Here is a 20,113-nt window from a genome sequence, read left to right on the forward strand (position 1 = left end):
GTTAAGTGAAACCAAAGAAAGACCGTGGCTTTCCCGAGCGGAGCGCCATCGTCGCCTTCATCAAGGCAAATCCAGGAAAGGTCGGAACCCGCGAAATTGCGCGCGAGTTCGGCCTGAAGAACGCCGATCGCGTCGAGCTCAAGCGCATGCTGCGCGAGCTCGCCGACGACGGGGTCATCAAGAAGAAGCGCCACAAGGTCTCCGAGCCGGACGTGCTCCCGCCGACCCTGCTCGCCGACATCACGGGACGCGACACCGATGGCGAATTGATCGCCTCCCCCGCCGAATGGGACGAGGTCGAGAGCGGCGAGCCGCCAAAAATCCTCATCGAGATGCCGCGCCGGCCCAGGCCCGGCACCGCCGCCGGCGTCGGCGACCGCGCTCTGCTGCGCGTCGAGCGCTCGGACGACGATGAAGGCCCCGCCTATCGCGGCCGCATCATCAAAGTCATCGACAAAGCGAAGAGCCGCATCCTCGGCGTGTTTCGCAGCCTTCCTGAAGGCGGCGGACGGCTCATCCCGGTCGACAAGAAGTTCGCCGACCGCGAATTGAACATCGCCAGGGCCGACACCGGCGGCGCCGAGGACGGCGACCTCGTCAGCGTCGACATCGTTCGCTCGCGCGGCTTTGGCCTTGCCTCGGGACGCGTGAAGGAGAAGCTCGGCTCGGTCAAGTCCGAGAAGGCGATCAGCCTGATCGCGATCTACGCCCACGACATTCCCCTGCAATTCTCTTCCGCGGCGATACGCGAGGCGGAAGCCGCAGAGCCGGCCAACCTGAAAGGCCGCGAGGACTGGCGCGACGTGCCGCTCGTCACCATCGATCCGCCCGATGCCAAGGATCACGACGACGCGGTGCACGCGCAAGCGGACGACGATCCCAACAACAAGGGCGGCTTCATCGTCAACGTCGCCATTGCCGATGTCAGCTTCTACGTCCGTCCCGGCACAGCGCTCGATCGTGACGCGCTCGATCGCGGCAACTCGGTCTATTTCCCCGACCGCGTCGTGCCGATGCTGCCCGAGCGGATCTCGAACAACCTTTGCTCGCTGGTGCCGGGCGAGCCGCGCGGCGCGCTCGCGGTGCGCATGGTGCTCGGCCCCGACGGCCGCAAGCGCTCGCACAGCTTTCATCGCATCCTGATGCGCTCGGCGGCCAAGCTCGCTTACGCGCAGGCGCAGGCCGCCATCGACGGAAGACCTGACGACACCACCGGCCCGCTACTCGATCCGATCCTGAGGCCGCTCTATGCCGCCTATGCCTGCGCCAAGCGTGCGCGTGACGAGCGCGATCCGCTCAATCTCGACCTGCCCGAGCGCAAGATCCTCTTGAAGAGCGACGGTACGGTCGATCGCGTCGTGGTCCCCGAGCGTCTCGACGCGCACAAGCTGATCGAGGAGTTCATGATCCTCGCCAACGTCGCCGCGGCCGAGATGCTGGAGAAGAAGTCGCTCCCGCTGATCTACCGCGTGCACGACGAGCCGACGCTAGAGAAGGTCCACGCGCTCAGCGAATTCCTGGAGACGCTCGACGTCCCCTTCACGAAATCCGGCGCGCTGCGCCCGACCCTGTTCAACCGCGTGCTGGCCCAGCTCGAAGGCCACGATTATTACCCGCTGGTCAGCGAGGTGGTGCTCCGCGCCCAGGCGCAGGCCGAATATTCGTCAGAGAACTACGGCCATTTCGGCCTGAACCTGCGCCGCTACGCCCATTTCACCTCGCCGATCCGCCGCTATGCCGACCTCGTCGTGCACCGCGCGCTGGTCCGTGCGCTCGGCCTCGGCGAAGGCGCCCTGCCCGACAGCGAGACGCCGGAGAGCCTTGGCGAGGTCGCCGCGCATATTTCGCTGACCGAACGGCGCGCGATGAAGGCCGAGCGCGAGACCGTCGATCGCCTGATCGCCCATCACCTCGCCGACCGCATCGGCGCGAGCTTCCAGGGCCGCGTCTCCGGCGTCACCCGCGCCGGCCTGTTCGTCAAACTGAGCGAGACCGGCGCCGACGGCTTGATCCCGATCCGATCCCTCGGCACGGAATATTTCAACTATGACGAGAGCCGCCATGCGCTGATCGGCACCCGCAGCGGCACCATGTATCAGCTCGGCGACGTCGTCGACGTCCGCCTGATCGAGGCCGCGCCGATCGCGGGCGCGCTGCGCTTCGAGCTGCTGTCATCCTCCAGCGAGACCGCGCCGCGCGACCGCAGGCGGCCCGGCCCGCAACGCCGCCCCTCGTTCAAGGCCCATCCGGGACGCAGCCCGGATAAAAAACGCAAGCCGGCGAAGCCGAAGTCCGGCAAGGGGAAGAAGGCCAAAGGAAACAACAAGGGAAAGACCAAGGGCAAGGGTCAGAAGGGCAAAGCTTGGTGACGATGAGCACGACCTCCAAGATCTGGACGCGCGAGACGGGTCTCGTCGAGAAGCGCGATGTGTGGACGGCGATGAAGCGCGGCTTTCGCGGCCGCTGCCCGCGCTGCGGCGAGGGAAAGCTGTTCCGCGCTTTCCTGAAGACGGCAGATCATTGCGCCAAATGCGAGCTCGATTTCACCCCGCATCGTGCCGACGATCTGCCGGCCTATCTCGTCATCGTCATCGTCGGTCACATCGTGGTGCCGGCCGTGCTCTGGATCGAGACCAATTACACGACCCCGGTCTGGATCAGCTTCGCGGCCTATCTGCCCTTCACCTTCGTCGCATCGCTCGCGCTGCTGCAGCCGGTGAAGGGAGCTGTGGTCGGCTTGCAATGGGCTCTGCGCATGCACGGGTTTGACGACACCCCTCCGGATGGTATTCCGCCGGTCTAGGCAAAATAAGCAAGAACAGGTCTGGGTGAGGACATGACGGATATTGCGCAGGTCGCGGAGAAGGCAAAGGTCCACGAGGAGAAGGAAGCCGATCATCATCCCTACTTCCGCCCGAAGGATGCGGCGACGCTGATCCTCGTCGATCGCAGCGGCGCCATTCCGAAAGTCCTGGTCGGCAAGCGCCACGACAAGGTGGTGTTCATGCCCGGGAAATTCGTCTTCCCCGGCGGACGCGTCGACAAGGCCGACTATCGCGTGCCCTGCGCGGCGCCGATCACCGCCGAGCTGGAAGCCAATCTCGCCAAGGGCAGCCCGAAGACGCCCGCCTCGCGCGCGAAGTCGCTGGCCATTGCCGCGATCCGCGAGGCCTGCGAAGAGACCGGCCTTTGTCTCGGCCGCAAGACCGAGGGCAAGGTGACAAAACTCGACGGGCCCTGGCAGCCGTTCGCCGATGCCGGCCTGCTGCCCGACCCGTCCAGCCTGTTCCTGATCGCTCGCGCGATCACCCCACCCGGCCGCGTCAAGCGGTTCGACACGCGCTTCTTCACCGCCGATGCCTCCGCGATCACCCACCGCGTCGAGGGCGTGATCCATGCCGATGCCGAATTGGTCGAATTGGTCTGGGTCGAGCTCGGCTCGAAGCCGCTCGCCGATCTGCATCCGATGACGCGCAACGTGCTCAACGAGCTCGACACCCGCCTTGCCACCGGTCCGCTCCGCCACGATGCGCCAGTGCCATTCTTCCATTTCTACGGCGGCAAGATGCAAAAGGATATCTTGAGCTAGGCTAAGATTGCGGGACGGTTCTCTCCTCCGTCATTCCGGGGCGCGCGCAGCGCGAACCCGGAATCCATGTATCCACGATCTCTGCGGCCCGATAGATTCCGGGTTCGCGCCAAAAGGCGCGCCCCGGAATGACGTGCTGAGAGAGCAGCAAAAAACAAAAAATTCTTCCCGCCTCCGCCAATGGCGGAGTTCCCACGCGTGCCTATGTCTTTCCGAACGACAATGAAGAAGGACACCGGGCGATGGCACAACGGCAACTCAAGCTTGGCGCGTTCATGCGCCCGATCAGCATCCACACCGGCGCCTGGCGCTATCCCGGGGCCTGGCCCGACGCCAATTTCAACTTCGGCCACATCAAGACGCTGATCAAGAAGCTCGAAGCCGGCAAGTTCGATGCCTTCTTCATGGCCGATCATTTGGCCGTGCTGAACATGCCGATCAACGCGCTCAAGCGCAGCCACACCGTGACCTCGTTCGAGCCGTTCACCCTCCTGTCGGCGCTCTCGGCGGTCACCGAGCGCATCGGTCTGATCGCGACGGGCTCAACCACCTTCGACGAGCCCTATCACGTCGCCCGGCGCTTCGCCTCGCTCGACCATCTCAGCGGCGGCCGCGCCGGCTGGAACATCGTCACCACCTCGAACCCGGACGCAGCGCTGAATTTCGGCCTCGACGATCACATGGAGCACGCCGAGCGCTACAAGCGCGCCCGCGAATTCTACGACGTCGTCACGGGCCTGTGGGATTCCTTCGCCGACGATGCCTTCGTGCGCGATGTCGAGAGCGGCCTGTTCTTCGATCCCACCAAGATGCACACGCTCGACCACAACGGCAAATATCTGAAGGTGCGCGGTCCCCTCAACATCGCCCGCCCCGTGCAGGGCTGGCCGGTCATCGTGCAGGCCGGCGCCTCCGAGGACGGCAAGCAGCTTGCGGCCGAGACCGCGGAAGCCGTGTTCACCGGCGGCGGCAGCCTCGCCGACGGGCAGAAGCTCTATGCCGACATCAAGGGACGCATGGAGAAGATCGGCCGCGACCCCGAGCACCTCAAGATTCTGCCCGGCGCCTTCGTCGTGGTCGGCGACAGCGTGGATGAAGCCGAGGAGAAGCGCGCCCTGCTCGACAGCCGCGTGCATTACGACAGCGCCATCGCCTCGCTCTCCATCATCCTCGGCACCGACGCCTCCGGCTTCGACCCCGACGGGCAGTTGCCGGAGATCCCGGAGACCAATGCCAGCAAGAGCGGCCGCCAGCGCATGGTCGACCTCGCCAAACGTGACAAGCTCACGGTGCGCCAGCTCGCCCAGCGCGTCGGCGGCTATGGCGGGCTATCCTTCGTCGGCACCGCCAAGACCATCGCCGACCAGATGGAGGAATGGCTGGTCGGGCGCGGCTCCGACGGCTTCAACATCATGTTCCCGTTCCTGCCCGCCGGCCTCGACGACTTCGTCGACAAGGTCGTCCCTGAGCTGCAGAAGCGCGGGATTTTCCGCAGAGAGTATGAAGGGTCCACTTTGAGGGAGAATCTGGGCCTGCCGCGCCCGAAAAACCGCTTCTTCGAGGCGCAATAGGCCCGATTTGAGTGGTTTTCGGGGCCTACAGCCCCTACGGGCCTGTAGGTTGTTGTTTTTGACGCGTTTTCTTCAGGCGAACCGGTGCCCACTTCGCTCGAAAACGCTTCGAAACCTTGACATCAGGCGGTTTCTGGCTAGGTTGCCGGCCAACGCGGGCCGTTTGGCCGGCTCCAGATTCCCCAATTCTCTGAGGTTCAGAACATGGCCAAAGCGGTCACCATCAAGGTCAAGCTCGTGTCCTCGGCCGACACCGGCTTCTACTACGTCGCCAAGAAGAATTCGCGCACCATGACCGACAAGCTGGTCAAGAAGAAGTACGATCCGGTCGCGCGCAAGCACGTCGAATTCCGCGAAGCCAAGATCAAGTAAGATCGGCTCAAGCGTCGAAGCGTTTGACGGGGCCCTCTAGGGCCCCGTTTTATTTTTGCCGTCTCGTCTTCCGGCGCTGCGGCGCGCCATCGCCGGATGATGCTTCGGCTGACGCCGCGCTGCGTCGGGCGGCACGAAACTGAAGTCGACGCGCTCCTCCTCCACACTATCCTTGCGCAGAACTCGCAACGACGCGCCGATGACGCGACTATCAGCAGCCGTCGCTCAACCTTCAGTTGCTCAGCCGGAAATGTATGTTACCGTGCATTCACCGGCGCGGAATGTCCGTCCCGGCATTGGAAGGACATGGTCATGAGATTGTCATCGAGCCTTGTCGTGCCTTCAACCATCGCTGCCTTGTCGACTGTCTTGCTGTGCGCCCCGGCAGCATCGCAAATCCCGACCGGCGCCGCCGCCACACTTCCCCCTGTCACGGTCGATGCGCCGAAACCGGTGGCAAGGCCGCACGTGTCGGAGCGGGGAGCAAGCACAACGGCATCCCGCCGGACCGCGCCAACCGCTCAAACGTCAACCGCGCGCGCGCCTTCCTATGCGCCGGGTTCTGTGATGGGGAGGATTGCCAGCCTGGAGAAAGTCGCCAGCAGCTGCAACGGTGGCTGTGCAACAAGCTTCCGTCAAGGCAACGAGCCCTGGATTGGATGCAGCGAGTCGGGCGGCGGCCTGAACTATGGGCCCTTGTCGCCGACCTGCCGAGACACCATCACCCACGCTTCCTTCGAGAATTGCGTGGAGACAAAGGTGTTCCTGGGCGAGAATCGAAACAGGGCTCATTGGTTTTGCAGCAGCCTGCAAGCCGGCAACAGGTTCAAGGTCGCCGATCTCAAGCGCTCAGGACGCTCGCGTTAGTTCCTCCTCGCCGCAGGCCTTCTTCTGCTGCGGTTGAGCTCCAGCCCTCTGCTCTCGTGTCCCGGACGCGATGCACCGCCATAAGCGCGTTCACGCGCGTCTTCGGCGCGCTCCGGCGCGGCACCGCCTCCGGGGCGCGAGAGTTGGGCGGCTTTCATGACGAGATCCCCCCGATCCGTCATCCTCGCGCGACGACAAGCCGTCGTCGCTTGAGATGCGAAACGTGCGATGCACGGCATCGCAGGGGAAGGCTCGAAACCCAGATGCATGCGGGACCGTCGGCCGCCCCTCTATCTCACCGCGAACGGCGCCTGATAAGGCCGGCCGAAGGGCACCCCGTTGATCACGGTCTGGATCGGCTTGAGATAGGCCTTCCCCTCCCGCTTGTTGTTGCGGGTGTCGACGAAGCTGACCGGTCCCTCCACCAGCTCCATGATGGCGACGTCGCCGGGTGCACCGACTTGCAGGGTGCCGATCTTCGGCGCGCGATTGATGATTGTTGCCGGCGCCGTGGTCGCCATCGCGACCACCTGCTCCAGGGTGAAGCCGAGCGTCATGAACTTGCTCATCACGTTGGGCAGGAACGGAATGCCCGGCGAATTGCCGGAGAAGACATGGATATCGGAGGAGATCGTGTCGGGCGTGCATCCGCCGGGGATCGCCCCCTCCGCCACGGTGAAGTCGAAGCTGCCGCCGCCATGACCGACGTCGAACATGACGCCGCGCTGTTTGGCGGCGAGAGCCGCAGGCAGCAGCTTGCCGTCTTGGACGATGTTGGTGAAGACGTTGGACATGTTCGGAGCGCCGGAATAGGCATGGGTCAGCACGTCGCCCGGGCGGAGCAAGTCGAGAATTTGCGACATCAACTCCTTGGTTTCGACGCCGCCGATGTGCACCATCATCTTGGCCGGCCAGCCGCACATCTCGCACGCCTGGATGCCGCGCTTCAGCGGCTCGAGCCCGTGCTTGTAGATCACGTTCTCCGACATCCGCACCTTGACCCCGAGCAGGAAATCGGCGTTCTCGGCGAGCGCCATCGCGCAGGCTTCGGTCTGTGCGACGTCGATATTGTACAGCTCGGCAGCCGGGAACGCCGACAGGCCGTTATTGGCGATGTGGACGAAGGCGTACATCCGCGCCCGCGTTTGGGCCACGATGAACCGGCGTAGCGCCGCCAGATTGTTGACCCCGGCATCGCCCGCCGAAACGACGGTTGTCGTGGCCTGGAATTGCACGAGTTCGTCGGCGGGAATGCCGATGGCCGAGCCGTAGGGATACACATGACAATGCAGATCGATGAGACCGGGCATCACGAGCTTGCCTGACGCGTCGATGCTTTTCAGCGCACGCTCGGCGGGGATCGTCTCCTGCACGGTCTCGATCATGCCCCAGCGGATGCCGATATCGCGTCTGGCGCGTAGCGATTGGCTGGGGTCGAGCACCTCCCCGCCGCGGATCACCAGATCGTACTTGTCGTTCGGCCCCATCGCGGCCTGCACCGGCGCGCTAAGGCCGACGGCAGCAACGGATGTCGACAGTGCCAGGAAATCGCGGCGTGACAACGCGGACATGATGGTCCCCCCTGTGCTTTTTTGTTTGCGGCTATGGCCGGATTCGACCAGCAGCTCCGCCTTGGCGCCAACGCAGGCGTTCAGCGTTGGGCCAAAGCTATTGTGCCCGGAGAACCGATCCTATGACTGGATACGAGCCTTGAGGAGCGGCGAAATTTTCGAGAGCCGCATGAACCTTCTCGAAACAAGATCGACTAAGCGACCGCGTCCGTTGGGGGCGCTTGGCAACCAGAAACTCCGAGCAGACACGAGGCCTAGCGTCGCGGCGTTCGTCCGCGGATCCGGTCGAAGCCCTGCTTGATCGCTGCAAAGCGCTCGTCGATATAGGGTTCGTGCTCGGTATCGGTGAAAATGTAAGGCCAGTCGTTTTCGATGGCCTCGCAGACCAGCTCGCCCACATAGAGCGGATCAATGCCGCAGCTGATCCGTTCCTGGAATGCCTTGATGAACTCGGCGCGGGGGCCTTCCGTCGGCGGAGGCTTGCCGACCGCCCCGGCAAATCGCTGCGGCACGTTGCGCCGGGAGTTCATGATCTGCGTGCGGATGATGCCCGGACACAGAACGGAGACCCCGATCTTCCTCGGCGCGAGGACCTTACGCATCCCTTCGGACAGCGCCACCACTCCGTATTTGCTCACGTCGTACGCCGGACTTGGTCCCGGAATCAGCCCGGCGACGGACGCTGTGGAAACGACCTGCCCTCCTTCGCCATGCGCTTCGATCAGCGGACCGAATATCTCGAAGCCCCAGATCACCGACCTCAGGTTGACGCCGAGGACCCAGTCCCAACCAGCATCGGTCCACTCACCATAGGGACCGCCGCCGCCCACGCCGGCATTGTTGACCAGGATGTGGATCTTGCCATACCGCGCGATGGCCGCGTCCGCTGCCGCCTGAAGTTCGCCTTTGAGCGAGACGTCGGCTTTCACACCATCGACATCGACGTTGGTCCGTGTCTTCAGATCCGCGACCGCTTTTTTCAGCGCTTCTTCCTCGATGTCGCAGAGCATGACCTTCCCCCCCGCCTGTGACAGCGCGGTCGCGATCCCGAGGCCAATCCCCGAGGCAGCGCCTGTCACGAAGGCGGTCCGTCCAGCCAGATCCTTCATGGGCCTTCTCCCCTGTTTCACTCAACAGTTCGCCCGCCAGACTGCGCCGCAGAGTACCGCACTGAACTCGCGTCGTCTCATGTCCCGCGCCCGCGGACCAAGCCTGGAAGTAGCCGATCGCCAGTTTCAAACTAGCACATTGAAGACCGACTGGATAACGAGGATGGGATCGGTTTTCGGAAGCGTCGGCTCCACGCCGACCATGGTCATTCGCGCCGGTTGGACGGATGCCGCCGACTTCCGCTCTCCCCCTCCACTAAACGATGGTCGACGCATCACGTCATGCTGCCCGGAATGAAACAGCGGACACGAGGATGTCCATCGATGTAGTGCTTCCAGACCATGGTCCGTCCTGCAAGATTGGGTTGCTTGATGACAGCGCCGTCTGGCACGAGCACCCATTCGTCGTCGATGCGAACGCGATATTGTCCGTGATCGGACTTCCAATTCGGTTCGGAGACCACGTAGGCGTCGGAGTCCTCGCAGCACTTCCCGAATTCGCTTTGCAGACTTTCGAACCAGGGCTTCAGCGGGGAATTCGCATAGCGCCCGTCGTCTCGCGCAAATGTCGCGGTCGACACTGGCAGCAACAGGCAGATTTGAGCTGCCAAGCGCTTCATCGCTCTGATCGCCAGCATTTCGTCACCTCGGCCATCTCGTAAAATCAGTTTCGATTCAGCGCAGCTGGCCTAATCGGCAAGGAGCGCAGGAACACGAAGCGGGAGGTCACTGGTATCTCCGCGTCGGCGCGACCATCCTGGCCGATCAGAATGAGACCCGCTCCCCCATTTGCCACGGTCAGGATGACCTCTTCACCAGCCCATGTCCGGATCGGGTTCATCCCGATCACGAGAAACTCACCTACGGGCTGGTCCAGATATTGAAGTCTGAGCTGCGGAGCGATTTCGGGCGGTGCAAGTCCGAAGCCCAGTTGCTGCGCGAGTTCGTAGATTTGCCGCAACGGCACCGTCTCACCCCGGAAGCCCAGATCGGCCGCGGTCACCGTCAGAAGCGTTACCGCCGTTCTGGCACCGCTGAGCGTAAACGCAGGTCGGGCAAGAGCCTCCGCAGCCGAGTTACCGACGCCGCAACCCATCGCGCTCAGCGCGGTGAGGAGAGCAAACGTATCCGGGAACGTCCCGATGCTGATCGTTTTCCATTCGGCAACATCCGAAACGGACGCTACCGGACCCGTGCGTGTCGGGACAACGGGCGCCGCCTTGAGCACCAACTGCCTCTGCAACACATCGCGCGCCGAGCATTGAGCGTGAGCGCGGTTCGCAGAGGCGAGAACGCATACGACCCAGATCAAGAGCCTCGCTGCAGTGGCAGCCCACGTCAGTGCAGCCGTCCGCCGCATGACATCCTCCCTCGTGACGCGAGATCCGCAAGCAGTTCATACAGTTCAGCCGCGCACGAGGATGGGCCAAGGTCACGAGAAGCGCTTTACAGGCGCCTTCCATTCTTCTTACCGTCTGCTTACATATCGGCTCCACGGGTGCGATCGTACCGCGGGAGGATGCATTTGCTTTACTCCTTTTCGGATTTCACGCTGGATACGGAACGGCGGGAGCTACGGCAAGGAGCCGAGACAATCTCTATCGCGCCGCAGGTCTTCGACCTTCTGAACTATTTGATCCGGAACAGGGAACGTGTCGTCAGCAAGGACGACCTCATCGCTGGCGTCTGGAACGGCCGCATCGTCTCGGACGCCGCTCTGACGACGCGCATCAATGCCGCTCGGAGCGCCATCGGCGACACCGGCGAGAAACAGCAGTTGATCAAAACATTGCCGCGCAAAGGTTTCCGCTTCGTGGCTGCCGTGCAGGAAGCCGGTAGCTCCGCAAGTGAGACGGTTGGCTCAGTCGAGCGAGCGGGCGACATGCCGCCGCGCCTATCCATCGTCGTGCTACCCTTCGCGAACCTGAGCGATGATCGTGAGCAGGACTATTTTGTGGATGGTGTAGCCGAGAGTTTGACCACAGACTTGTCGCGCATCGCTGGTTCATTTGTAATCGCACGGAACAGCGCCGTCTCATACAAAGCTAGGGCAGTCGATGTACGGCAAGTCGGCCGCGAATTAAACGTTCGCTACGTGCTCGAAGGTTCAGTGCAACGCAGCGGCAAGCGGCTTCGGATGAACGTGCAGTTGATTGATGCTGAGAGCGGCCGGCATCTTTGGGCCGAGCGCTTCGAGAATACTGTCGTCGACCTGTTCGACATGCAGGACGAAATCGTTTCGAGGCTCGCCAATACGTTAGGTCGCCAGCTCATCGAGGCTGAGGCGCGACGAGCCGAGCGTACGCTGCACCCTGATGCGATGGATTTGTACTTCCAAGGCCGGGCCTGGTTGATGAAGGGATTTAGCCCTGAATGCGTAACGCAAGCGCGGAGCTTCTTCGAACGCTCTCTAGCGTGCGACCCCTGCAACGTCGAGGCAATGATTGGCCTGGCAAATGCTGATACGGCAGTTGCGACCAGCTTTACGACGGATGACGGGCCTGCGCGGCTTGCAGCGGCCGAGGCGATGGCGAATAGGGCCTTGTCGATCAGGCCGAACCGTACTTCGGCCCACTTGGCTCGGGGTTGGGTCCAGATCTTTACGAACCGGGCCGCCCAAGCTATCCGTGAATTTGAGCATGTGTTGGCGCTCGATTCGAATATAGCCAACGCTCATGCAGCCCTTGGTTTTGCCAAATTCTATATGGGGCGCGCCGCCGAGACCGAAGGCCACATACTCCAGGCTCTACGTCTCTCCCCTCGCGACATCGATGCCTATCAATGGGCGTGTTTTGTAGGCGTGGCCAAGCTACAGCTGGGTTCGAACGTCGAAGCCGTCAGTTGGCTACGACGAAGCACTGAGGCGAACCGCAACTTTCCTCTCGCTCATTTGGCGCTCGCCGCTGCGTTAGGCCTGACTGGCGCGCTCGATGAGGCGCGAACTGCTGCAAGAACGGGACTTGCGCTCAACTCAGGTTTCACAATCCGTCGCTTCGTCACTGCTCAACAAAGCGACAATCCAGCTTTCCTTGCTGGGGTCGAGCGCGCGTGTGAAGGCTTCCGCCTCGCTGGCGTGCCGGAAGGATGACGGACGTTCCGGTCAAAGACCGACTTCATCGCGTTCCTGCGTCCGCCCCAAACTCCGACGGACATTCTTTGAGTCCCCCCCCCGCCTACGCCGTCCGCAGCACCGGCGCGGGCGGCGGTGGCGGCCTGACAAGCGCAAACGCCACCTGCACGATGCCGCCGGCAAGACCGAGCGCGACGCCGATGCGCCAGGCCATGGTGTAGGAGCCGAGCGCGTCGTAGAGCAGCCCGCCTCCGTAGGCGCCAAGGAAGCTGCCGATCTGGTGGCTCATGAAGGCGAGGCCCTGGATCATCGCCTGCCAGCGCAGGCCGAACATCTCAGCGACCGCGCCTGCGACCAGCGGGCCGACGCCCATCCAGAGGAAGCCCATGATCGCGCCGAACAGCAGCGTCGAGAACGGCGTGGCCGGCAGCATGAAGTACCAGGCGAGCGCCAGCGAGCGCAGGATGTAGATGCCCCCTAACAGCGCCAGTTTGTTCCAGCGCTGGCCGGCCCAGCCGAAGAACAGCGAACCCAGCACGTTGAAGCCGCCGATCATGCCGAGCGTCTGCGCGCTGAGCATCGGATTGAGGCCGCAGATCGCCAGATACGACGGCAGATGCGTGGTGAGGAACACCAGCTGCATACCACAGACCAGATAGGCGCAGGTCATCACGACGAAGGAGGCGTTGCCGAACGCCGCCTTGGTCACGGAGGCCGCCGTCGCATCGCCGATATCATCGGCAGCAGGCTTGGGCAGCGGGACCTGATCGACGCGGCCGGCATACCACGCCGCAGGGATCATCAGCACCGACATGACGACGAAACCGGTGAGCCCGACGCGCCAGCCAAAGCCCTCGTTGAGCATCTGCCCGATCGGCGCCGACAGCAGCGCACCGAGCGAGCCCGCGCCGGAGACGATGCCGAGCACGGTGGAGCGCACCGTTGCCGGCACCGCGCGTGCTGCCACCGACATCGCGATCGCGGCCGCGGTGCAGGCCAGCGACGTCCCGATCAGCACGCCGGCGCCGATCATGATGCTGGGAAGCCCATTCGCGGTCGCCATCAGCGCGAGGCCCACGATATACATCAGCGAGCCCGCGATCATGATGGGACGGAAGCCGTAGCGCACGGTCATCGCGCCGGCGAGCGGCTGCAGGAAGCCCCAGGCGAGGTTCTGCACGGCCAGCGCCAGCGTGAAATCCGAGATCGAGATGTGGATGTCATGCGTCAGCGGCTGCATGAAAATGCCGAGGCTCTGCCGCAGCCCCATGCTCAGCGTCAGCATGATCGAGGCGCCGATCAGGATGGGCAATGTCGGACGCAGGACCTGCAACAGGGGCATTTTTCTTCTCCCTTTTGGGCGCGGCACGCGTGCCGTCGTCTGCTTTTGCCGATGTTTTTGGGTACACAGACCTGTGTACTTAGGCTATAGATAGCTGCTGCTGTCAAGCGAACAGGACGCATTCCGCCGCATGGCTCCCCCGCCCACCCCACAGACGATGAAAGAGCGGATCCTTCAGACCGCCGACAAGCTGTTCTATCTGCAAGGCATTCGCGCGATCGGCGTCGACACCATCGCGGCCGAGATCGGCATCTCCAAGCGCACGCTATACAACCACTTCGCCTCCAAGGACGCGCTGATCGCGGCTTACCTCGAGCGCCGCTTCGTACACGCATCCCCCTCCGACAAGCCGCCGGCCGAGCAGATTCTCGCCACCTTCGATTCGCTGGAGCGGCGCTTCGCGGCGAAGGATTTTCGCGGCTGCCCATTCGTGAACGCGGTCGCCGAGCTCGGGCCTTCCGACCGCGCCGTGAAGAAGATCGCCATCGCCTTCAAGGAAAGCCGCCGCCTCTGGTTTCGCGACCGCCTGACCGAGCTCGGCGTTGCCGATGCCGACGCGCTCGCGACGCAGCTCGTGCTGCTTGTCGACGGTTCCATCGCGCAGGACTTGGTGCGTGACGATCCCGCGATGGCCCGCGCGGCGAAGGACGCGGCGACGGTGCTGCTGCGGAATGCGGGCGTGGATGTGGGGGACATTGCGGAGAAACCGGCGAAGCGAAGCAGGCCCACGCCACAATGATCGCCGCCACCGTATCGTTCGGTGTCATCACCCGCGAAAGCGGGTGATCCGGTATTCCATAGGCGGTTGTGATTGAACGGAGAGGCTGCGGCGTACTGGATTCCCCGCTTTCGCGGGGAATGACAGCGGAGATTGTACGACTGTCGTGATCCTACCAACATGCTCCTGCTTTGCCCGACGAGTCAAACAGCGCTGCCGGCGACGCAATCCTGTTGGCCACCCGCGTAAGCCATTGATCCGACTAACGCCGGCTACTGTGCATGGGGTTGTTTTCGCAATTTTTGTGTCGCGGCCGCCTCTACGCCGCCTGCGACACCACGCGGTTGCGGCCGTCGTGCTTGGCGCGGTAGAGCGCCATGTCGGCGCGCTTGAGGACGTCGGCGACCGCCTCGCCCTTTTGCTCCAATGTGGTGAGGCCGATCGAGATCGTGACCTCGATGCGCTTTGCGCCTTTGTGGATAGCGAACGGCTCGCCCGCGATCGAGCGGCGCAGGCGCTCGGCGACCATGCCGGCGACGTGGAGATCGGTCTCGGGCATCACGATGACGAATTCCTCGCCGCCGTAACGGCAGGCGAGATCAATGCCGCGGATCGACTTGCGTACCCGCACCGCGAACTCGCGCAGCACGTCGTCGCCGGCGTCGTGGCCGTAATTGTCGTTGATGGCCTTGAAGAAGTCGATGTCCAGGATCATCAGCGCCAGCGGCTTGCCGCGGGTCGCGGCCTGCTCGGCGAGCGTTGCGAGATGACTCTCCATGTAACGGCGATTGTGCAGGCCGGTGAGGGCGTCGGTGATCGCCATCTCGATCGAGTTCTGCACATTGTCGCGCAGATGATCGGTGTAGCGGCGGCGGCGGATCTGGGTGCGGGCACGGGCCAGGAGCTCGGTCTTGTCGATCGGGCGCAGCAGGTAGTCGTTGACGCCGATCTCGAGGCCGCGGAGCAGCCGCGTGGAATTCTCGGGATCGGCGATCGCCAGGATCGGCACGTGGCGCGTGCGCTCCAGCGAGCGCGCCTGGCTGCAAAGGCGGAGGCCGTCGAAATTGTTGAGGTCGAGGGACACGATCAGCAGGTCGTAATTGCCCTCGGCGGCGTGGAACAGCGCCTCCGTCGGATTCGGCTCGACGTCGACGGTGTGCTCGGCGGCGAGGATCGTCGCCAGCCGCTCGTAGGAGGACTGGCGGTCGTCGACCAGGAGGATGCGGCCGCCCTTGCCCGTGTCGGCGACGGCGCTGCGCTCGGGCGCCTGCATGCCGATCTCGAGCGAGGTGATGGCGCGCATGCGCAGCTCGTCCGTCATCATCTTCAGCCGCGTCAGCGAGCGTACCCGCGCGATCAGCACGACGTCGGAAACGGGCTTGGTCAGGAAGTCATCGGCGCCCGCCTCGAGCCCGCGATTGCGGTCCGAGGGGCTGTCGAGCGCCGTCACCATGACGACCGGAATGTGATGCGTGGCCGGATCGGACTTGAGGCGGCGGCAGACCTCGAACCCGTCCATGTCAGGCATCATCACGTCGAGCAGGATGATGTCGCATTCGGCGCGGTGACAGATCGCCAGCGCCTCGGTGCCGTTCGAGGCGGTCATCACGTCGAAATATTCGGCAGAAAGGCGAGCCTCTAACAGCTTGACGTTGGCGGGGACGTCATCGACGACGAGGATACGCGCGGACACTGTGAACTCACTTCCTATCCGATAAAACGCCGGACCGTCTCAATGAATTTGCCGACCGAGATCGGCTTGGACAAATAGGCTTCGCAGCCGCCCTCGCGGATGCGCTCTTCGTCGCCCTTCATCGCGAATGCCGTGACCGCGACGACGGGAATGGCACGCAGCTCAGGATCGTCCTTGATCCAGCGCGTCACCTCGAGGCCGGAGACCTGCGGCAATTGGATATCCATCAGCACGAGGTCAGGCCGCATCTTGCGAACGAGGTCGAGCGCCTCGTAGCCATTGCTGGTGCCGGTGGTCTGGTAGCCGTGCGCCTCCAACAGGTCGCGGAAGAGCTTCATGTTGAGCTCGTTGTCTTCCACGATCAGGACGGTCTTAGCCATCCCGCCCTCCTGATTGGTCCGAAGGACCGGTACATGTCACGCCTCAGACGCCGCTCGCCGGCGTTTCGAAAACTGGATTCAAACTAGCCTCAGATTCGCTTGAGTTTCGTTAAACCCGAGGGTCGACTTTCTGCGATGTGGTTTCCAGTTGCTTGTCTGGGGTCGGAAGACTTGAGGCCGAGACTCGGGCATGATGATTCCAAATTAGAGACCGAAAGTTAACGGAAAGGCAAACCGTCCCCTTGAAAAAGCCTGTTCACAACCCCCGCGAAGTCGCTGAAATCGTTGCGATTCAGGCGCTGTCCTTCGTCGCCAGCGAGCCCGAGCGGCTGGGCCTGTTCCTGGCCGAGACAGGCGTCGGTCCGGAGACCCTGCGCAACGCCGCCTCGGATCCGAACTTCCTCCTCAGCGTGCTCGATTTCGTGATGCGGGACGACGCCACCGTGAAGGAGTTTGCGAAGGTCGCCGAGCTGCACCCGACCAACGTTGCTGCGGCGCGGCAGGTCCTGGGCGACGCCCTCGGCGATCCCAATTGGGAGCGCGACGTGCCGTGACCGCGCTCGACCCGGCCGGGCCTCGCTGCTTCTGCCGGGATTGTTCGGCCGATCTCGATATGGGGGTACGCCGCTGCTCCGCCTGCGGTTCCCCTCGCCTCGTCCGCCACCGCGCGCTGGCGAGCCTGACCATCGCCCACATCGACTGCGATGCGTTCTACGCGACGGTCGAGAAGCGGGACAACCCTGACATCGCCGACAAGCCCGTCATCATCGGCGGGGGGAAGCGCGGCGTGGTCTCGGCCGCCTGCTACATCGCGCGCACCTATGGCGTGCGCTCGGCCATGCCGATGTTCAAGGCACTCGAGGCCTGCCCGCATGCCACCGTGATCCGCCCGGACATGGCCAAATACGTCCGCGTCGGCCGCGAGGTGCGCCAGGCCATGCAGGCGCTGACGCCCTTGGTCGAACCGCTCTCGATCGACGAGGCCTTCCTCGATCTTTCCGGCACCGAGCGCGTGCACGGCATGATCCCCGCAAAAGTGCTGGCGCGCTTTGCCCGCGACGTCGAACGGAACATCGGCATCACCGTCTCGGTCGGCCTGTCCTGCAACAAGTTCCTGGCCAAGATCGCCTCCGACCTCGACAAGCCGCGCGGCTTTGCCGCGCTCGACCAGGAGGAAGCGCGTACGATGCTGGCTTCGAGGCCGGTCGGCTTCATCTTCGGCGTCGGCCCCGCCACGCAGGAGCGCCTCGTGCAGCGCGGCTTCCGCATCATCGCCGACCTGCAGAAGGCCGACGAGATCGAGATGATGCGGCAGTTCCCGAGCGATGGCCGCAGGCTGTGGCGCCTTGCGCGCGGCATCGACGACCGCCGCGTCGAGCCCGACCGCGGCGCCAAGACCATTTCCAGCGAGACCACCTTCGAGACCGACATCCGCGATTTCGCGACGCTGGAGAAGATTTTGTGGCGGCTGTGCGAGAAGACGTCGACACGGCTGAAGAGCAGCGCGCTCGCCGGCTCCACCGTCACGCTGAAGCTGAAGACCGCCGATTTCCGTCAGCGCACGCGCTCGCAATCGATCGCAGCGCCGACGCAGCTTGCCGCGAAGATCTTCTCGATCTGCCGCGAGATGCTGGCGAAGGAGATCGACGGCACCGCCTTCCGCCTGATGGGCGCCGGCGTCAGCGCGCTACGCGAGGGCTCCCCCGCCGACGACACCGACATGCTCGACCGCCGCGCCGCCCATGCCGAGCGCGCGGTCGACAGCCTGCGCAAGAAGTTCGGTAGCGCGGCGGTGATCCGCGGCATTGCCTATGAGGGGCCGGAGAAGGCGCAGGAGTGATGACAGGTGAACGCGATCTCGACGCGCTGCTGCGGCATATGAAACCGCGGCTGCAGCCGGGTATTTTTGTGTTTTGCACCATCCCGGCAGACGAGACTATTCCCGCAGCACTCGATCCGCTCATGACGTTTCGCGAGCAGGAAGGAACGACGCTGGCGCTCCCTCGCGAGGACGCTGAACGCGCGGGACTGCGCCACGAATTCCCCTCACGCGTGATCACCCTCACTGTTCACTCGGCGCTCGATGCCGTCGGCTTGCTGGCCGCGATCACGGTGCGCCTCGCAGGCGCCGGCATCAGCGTGAATGCTGTGTCGGCGTTCCACCACGATCATCTCTTCGTACCCGTTGACCGGGCCGACGAGGCGATGGCGCTGCTGCAAGAACTGTCAGAGGCGGAGCACTCGTAGCCCGGATGACGCGCTACGGCAGCTGCGACATCAATCGGCGACCGCGATCGCCTCGATCTCGATCAGCCATTCCGGCGCGGCGAGCGCGGAGACGCCGACGAGCGTGGACGCTGGCGGCTCCATGCCTTCGAAGAAGGCCGAGCGGGCCTTGCCGATGATCGGACGCAGCTCCGGCTTGTAGTTCACCACGAAGGTCGTGATCTTCACGATGTTGGAGTAGCTCGCCCCGGCCGCTTTCAGCGCGAGCCCGAGATTCTGCATCACCTGCGTGGTCTGCGCGGCGATATCGCCCTCGCCAACGATCCGCCCCTCCTCGTCCACCGAGACCTGCCCTGAGATATAGATGGTGCGCGCGCCCGAGGCGGTAACGACGTGGGAATAAGCGGGATTGTGATGCAGGCCGCTGGGACGCAGATGATCGAGCTTAGGCATGGGCTGGCTCCCTGAGGTTCTTGGTTGCGATGGAGCGTAGCTGGAGATCATGACACCGGCTAGATGCGACGACCACCAATCGCACTCCCGTCATCCTGAGGTGCGAGTTGCGCGGTGCGAAGCAGCGCGCTGGGCGAGCCTCGAAGGATGCACGGCCCAGATGCAGCCGGGCCGTCGCCCTTCGAGGCTCGCCCTGCGGCAAGCCGCAGGACGAGCGCCTCAGGGTGACGGTGATAGAGTGGCGTGCGCTGTGGCAACACCTCTCAATTACAGGGCTTGCTGTCCTTGACGTCGAACTTGCCCATCGCGCCAGAGATGACGAAATCGTTGTAGTCAAGCACGAGCTGGCGGGAGACGCCGTTCTCGTAGAGCTCGAACGCCATCGCATAGACCGGCGTCTGCTCGCCCTCTTTCTGCTGGGCGTCGCGGTCGAAATAGCTGACGGTGACTGGCCAGCGCTTGAGCGACTTCATGTGCTCGTCAGACGTGGACGGATCGGACGAGGTGGTGCGGTCGGCGGTGATCGGCTGGCCGATCACGGTCAGCGTGTTGTAGACCTTCTGGCCGTCGTCGGAGCCGTCATAGACCGACAGCTCGAGCAGCGACTTGCCGTCCTTGGCGGCAGCGATGATGCGCTGGATCTGCTCAGTCGGGAACACGATCTTGCCGTCGAGGGTAAAACTCTTCGGCTCCGGCAGCTTCAGCTTGACGTTGATGTGGTCGCCGTCTCGCTCGGCCGAGCCGTCGACCCGGCCGGCGTCCGCCTCGTTCATGCGCGTCTCGATCTTGAAGCGATAGCTCTTGCCGGCCGCGTCCTCCCAGGAATTGGAGCGGAGGTCGCTGAGCGTGACCTTGCCCTCGCCGCTGTCGAGCTCGGAGACCTGGCGGAATTCGGAGGTGTAGCCTTCGCACGAGTTTCCAGTAAAGTTGTAGAGGATACGGCCTCGCGCGCTGTTGACCGAGTTGGAGCGCGATTTCACCAGGCTGAGGTCATAGAGCGCCTGATGCGGCAGGAACGGACCGTTCGCGGCCTGCGCGCCCTCGCCAAGGCCGAAACTCGCAGCCGCGAGCGCCATCACACCGAGCGAAGTCCGGATAAGGTGCACCATGTCTATTCCTTGAGGACGCATCCTTCGGGAAGCGCAGATTCGA

Annotated in this window: 20 protein-coding genes; 11 read left to right on the plus strand and 9 right to left on the minus strand. The window is 63.8% G+C overall.

The genetic code is table 11. The features are described from left to right. Positions 1-5 precede the first annotated feature (5 nt). The 6 genes from rnr (at position 6) to X268_RS17880 (ending at position 6,399) form a co-directional block, all read left to right on the plus strand. On the plus strand, positions 6-2,369 hold the full coding sequence (gene rnr, locus X268_RS17850; protein ID WP_128926153.1) for a ribonuclease R: 2,364 nt from the start codon (positions 6-8) through the stop codon (positions 2,367-2,369). A gap of 2 nt (positions 2,370-2,371) precedes the next feature. Further along, a complete protein-coding gene (locus X268_RS17855) occupies positions 2,372-2,803 on the plus strand; it encodes a DUF983 domain-containing protein (RefSeq protein WP_164937788.1) in 432 nt (143 codons plus the stop codon). 33 nt (positions 2,804-2,836) lie between these two features. Then, the gene (locus X268_RS17860; protein ID WP_128926155.1) at positions 2,837-3,589 is read left to right on the plus strand and encodes an NUDIX hydrolase; all 753 of its coding nucleotides are present in this window, start codon (positions 2,837-2,839) and stop codon (positions 3,587-3,589) included. Positions 3,590-3,831: 242 nt separating this feature from the next. Then, a complete protein-coding gene (locus tag X268_RS17870; protein ID WP_128926157.1) occupies positions 3,832-5,160 on the plus strand; it encodes an LLM class flavin-dependent oxidoreductase in 1,329 nt (442 codons plus the stop codon). A 204-nt stretch (positions 5,161-5,364) separates the two neighbouring features. Further along, positions 5,365-5,532 carry a 50S ribosomal protein L33 gene (gene rpmG, locus X268_RS17875; RefSeq protein ID WP_007603295.1) on the plus strand — a complete coding sequence of 56 codons (168 nt, stop codon included), beginning with the start codon at positions 5,365-5,367 and terminating at the stop codon, positions 5,530-5,532. A gap of 312 nt (positions 5,533-5,844) precedes the next feature. Then, complete coding sequence (locus X268_RS17880) at positions 5,845-6,399, plus strand: hypothetical protein (protein ID WP_164937789.1); 555 nt, start codon at positions 5,845-5,847, stop codon at positions 6,397-6,399. A 290-nt stretch (positions 6,400-6,689) separates the two neighbouring features. On the opposite strand, the gene X268_RS17885 is transcribed toward X268_RS17880, so the two are convergent. From X268_RS17885 to X268_RS17900, 4 genes are all read right to left on the minus strand, one after another. Beyond that, complete coding sequence (locus X268_RS17885) at positions 6,690-7,970, minus strand: amidohydrolase family protein (RefSeq protein ID WP_128926158.1); 1,281 nt, start codon at positions 7,968-7,970, stop codon at positions 6,690-6,692. 254 nt (positions 7,971-8,224) lie between these two features. Next, the gene (locus tag X268_RS17890; protein ID WP_128926159.1) at positions 8,225-9,079 is read right to left on the minus strand and encodes an SDR family NAD(P)-dependent oxidoreductase; all 855 of its coding nucleotides are present in this window, start codon (positions 9,077-9,079) and stop codon (positions 8,225-8,227) included. Positions 9,080-9,354: 275 nt separating this feature from the next. Then, the gene (locus X268_RS17895; RefSeq protein WP_128926160.1) at positions 9,355-9,717 is read right to left on the minus strand and encodes a hypothetical protein; all 363 of its coding nucleotides are present in this window, start codon (positions 9,715-9,717) and stop codon (positions 9,355-9,357) included. A gap of 26 nt (positions 9,718-9,743) precedes the next feature. Beyond that, positions 9,744-10,439 carry a hypothetical protein gene (locus tag X268_RS17900; RefSeq protein WP_128926161.1) on the minus strand — a complete coding sequence of 232 codons (696 nt, stop codon included), beginning with the start codon at positions 10,437-10,439 and terminating at the stop codon, positions 9,744-9,746. Between the two features lie 159 nt (positions 10,440-10,598). Here X268_RS17900 and X268_RS17905 point away from each other — a divergent pair, with 159 nt between their 5' ends. After that, complete coding sequence (locus X268_RS17905) at positions 10,599-12,167, plus strand: winged helix-turn-helix domain-containing tetratricopeptide repeat protein (protein ID WP_245477541.1); 1,569 nt, start codon at positions 10,599-10,601, stop codon at positions 12,165-12,167. Between the two features lie 85 nt (positions 12,168-12,252). On the opposite strand, the gene X268_RS17910 is transcribed toward X268_RS17905, so the two are convergent. After that, entirely contained in the window at positions 12,253-13,491 is a 1,239-nt protein-coding gene (locus X268_RS17910) for an MFS transporter (RefSeq protein ID WP_128926163.1), read from the minus strand. Positions 13,492-13,621: 130 nt separating this feature from the next. On the opposite strand from X268_RS17910, the gene X268_RS17915 reads away from it, so the two are divergent. Then, on the plus strand, positions 13,622-14,230 hold the full coding sequence (locus X268_RS17915; RefSeq protein WP_128926164.1) for a TetR/AcrR family transcriptional regulator: 609 nt from the start codon (positions 13,622-13,624) through the stop codon (positions 14,228-14,230). A 298-nt stretch (positions 14,231-14,528) separates the two neighbouring features. On the opposite strand, the gene X268_RS17920 is transcribed toward X268_RS17915, so the two are convergent. Further along, positions 14,529-15,902, minus strand: a complete 1,374-nt coding sequence (locus X268_RS17920) for a PleD family two-component system response regulator (protein WP_128926165.1) — start codon at positions 15,900-15,902, stop codon at positions 14,529-14,531. A 14-nt stretch (positions 15,903-15,916) separates the two neighbouring features. Next, a complete protein-coding gene (locus tag X268_RS17925) occupies positions 15,917-16,282 on the minus strand; it encodes a response regulator (protein ID WP_027547216.1) in 366 nt (121 codons plus the stop codon). 242 nt (positions 16,283-16,524) lie between these two features. Between X268_RS17925 and X268_RS17930 the strand changes: the two genes are divergently transcribed. Genes X268_RS17930 through X268_RS17940 form a run of 3 tightly spaced genes read left to right on the plus strand, consistent with a single transcriptional unit; the run spans position 16,525 to position 18,529 of the window. Next, positions 16,525-16,836, plus strand: coding sequence for a DUF3572 domain-containing protein (locus X268_RS17930; protein ID WP_128926166.1), 312 nt, complete (start codon positions 16,525-16,527; stop codon positions 16,834-16,836). Then, positions 16,833-18,122 (plus strand): DNA polymerase IV, encoded by a 1,290-nt coding sequence (locus X268_RS17935; protein ID WP_128926167.1) that lies wholly within the window; start codon positions 16,833-16,835, stop codon positions 18,120-18,122. Before X268_RS17930 ends, X268_RS17935 begins: the two co-directional genes overlap by 4 nt. Next, positions 18,122-18,529: an ACT domain-containing protein gene (locus X268_RS17940; RefSeq protein WP_128926168.1), complete on the plus strand. Its 408-nt coding sequence runs from the start codon at positions 18,122-18,124 to the stop codon at positions 18,527-18,529. The genes X268_RS17935 and X268_RS17940 overlap by 1 nt, the downstream gene beginning before the upstream one ends. Before the next feature lie 30 nt (positions 18,530-18,559). Here the strand turns inward: X268_RS17940 and X268_RS17945 are convergent, their stop codons facing one another. Both X268_RS17945 and X268_RS17950 read right to left on the minus strand, forming a co-directional pair. After that, on the minus strand, positions 18,560-18,961 hold the full coding sequence (locus X268_RS17945; protein WP_128926169.1) for a RidA family protein: 402 nt from the start codon (positions 18,959-18,961) through the stop codon (positions 18,560-18,562). Between the two features lie 263 nt (positions 18,962-19,224). Beyond that, entirely contained in the window at positions 19,225-20,070 is an 846-nt protein-coding gene (locus tag X268_RS17950; RefSeq protein WP_128926170.1) for a cell envelope integrity EipB family protein, read from the minus strand. Positions 20,071-20,113: the final 43 nt, after the last annotated feature.

The sequence above is a fragment of the Bradyrhizobium guangxiense genome (genome assembly GCF_004114915.1).
Classification (GTDB): Bacteria; Pseudomonadota; Alphaproteobacteria; order Rhizobiales; family Xanthobacteraceae; genus Bradyrhizobium; species Bradyrhizobium guangxiense.

Bases quoted from the DNA above. Each gene is read 5' to 3' on its own strand.
- X268_RS17950 (WP_128926170.1), bottom strand. From the start codon at position 20,070: ATGGTGCACCTTATCCGGACTTCGCTCGGTGTGATGGCGCTCGCGGCT.
- X268_RS17940 (WP_128926168.1), top strand. From the start codon at position 18,122: ATGACAGGTGAACGCGATCTCGACGCGCTGCTGCGGCATATGAAACCG.
- X268_RS17870 (WP_128926157.1), top strand. From the start codon at position 3,832: ATGGCACAACGGCAACTCAAGCTTGGCGCGTTCATGCGCCCGATCAGC.
- X268_RS17890 (WP_128926159.1), bottom strand. From the start codon at position 9,079: ATGAAGGATCTGGCTGGACGGACCGCCTTCGTGACAGGCGCTGCCTCG.
- X268_RS17925 (WP_027547216.1), bottom strand. From the start codon at position 16,282: ATGGCTAAGACCGTCCTGATCGTGGAAGACAACGAGCTCAACATGAAG.
- X268_RS17855 (WP_164937788.1), top strand. From the start codon at position 2,372: ATGAGCACGACCTCCAAGATCTGGACGCGCGAGACGGGTCTCGTCGAG.
- rpmG (WP_007603295.1), top strand. From the start codon at position 5,365: ATGGCCAAAGCGGTCACCATCAAGGTCAAGCTCGTGTCCTCGGCCGAC.
- X268_RS17945 (WP_128926169.1), bottom strand. From the start codon at position 18,961: ATGCCTAAGCTCGATCATCTGCGTCCCAGCGGCCTGCATCACAATCCC.
- X268_RS17895 (WP_128926160.1), bottom strand. From the start codon at position 9,717: ATGCTGGCGATCAGAGCGATGAAGCGCTTGGCAGCTCAAATCTGCCTG.
- X268_RS17915 (WP_128926164.1), top strand. From the start codon at position 13,622: ATGGCTCCCCCGCCCACCCCACAGACGATGAAAGAGCGGATCCTTCAG.
- X268_RS17860 (WP_128926155.1), top strand. From the start codon at position 2,837: ATGACGGATATTGCGCAGGTCGCGGAGAAGGCAAAGGTCCACGAGGAG.
- X268_RS17880 (WP_164937789.1), top strand. From the start codon at position 5,845: ATGAGATTGTCATCGAGCCTTGTCGTGCCTTCAACCATCGCTGCCTTG.
- X268_RS17885 (WP_128926158.1), bottom strand. From the start codon at position 7,970: ATGTCCGCGTTGTCACGCCGCGATTTCCTGGCACTGTCGACATCCGTT.
- X268_RS17910 (WP_128926163.1), bottom strand. From the start codon at position 13,491: ATGCCCCTGTTGCAGGTCCTGCGTCCGACATTGCCCATCCTGATCGGC.
- X268_RS17905 (WP_245477541.1), top strand. From the start codon at position 10,599: ATGCATTTGCTTTACTCCTTTTCGGATTTCACGCTGGATACGGAACGG.
- X268_RS17900 (WP_128926161.1), bottom strand. From the start codon at position 10,439: ATGCGGCGGACGGCTGCACTGACGTGGGCTGCCACTGCAGCGAGGCTC.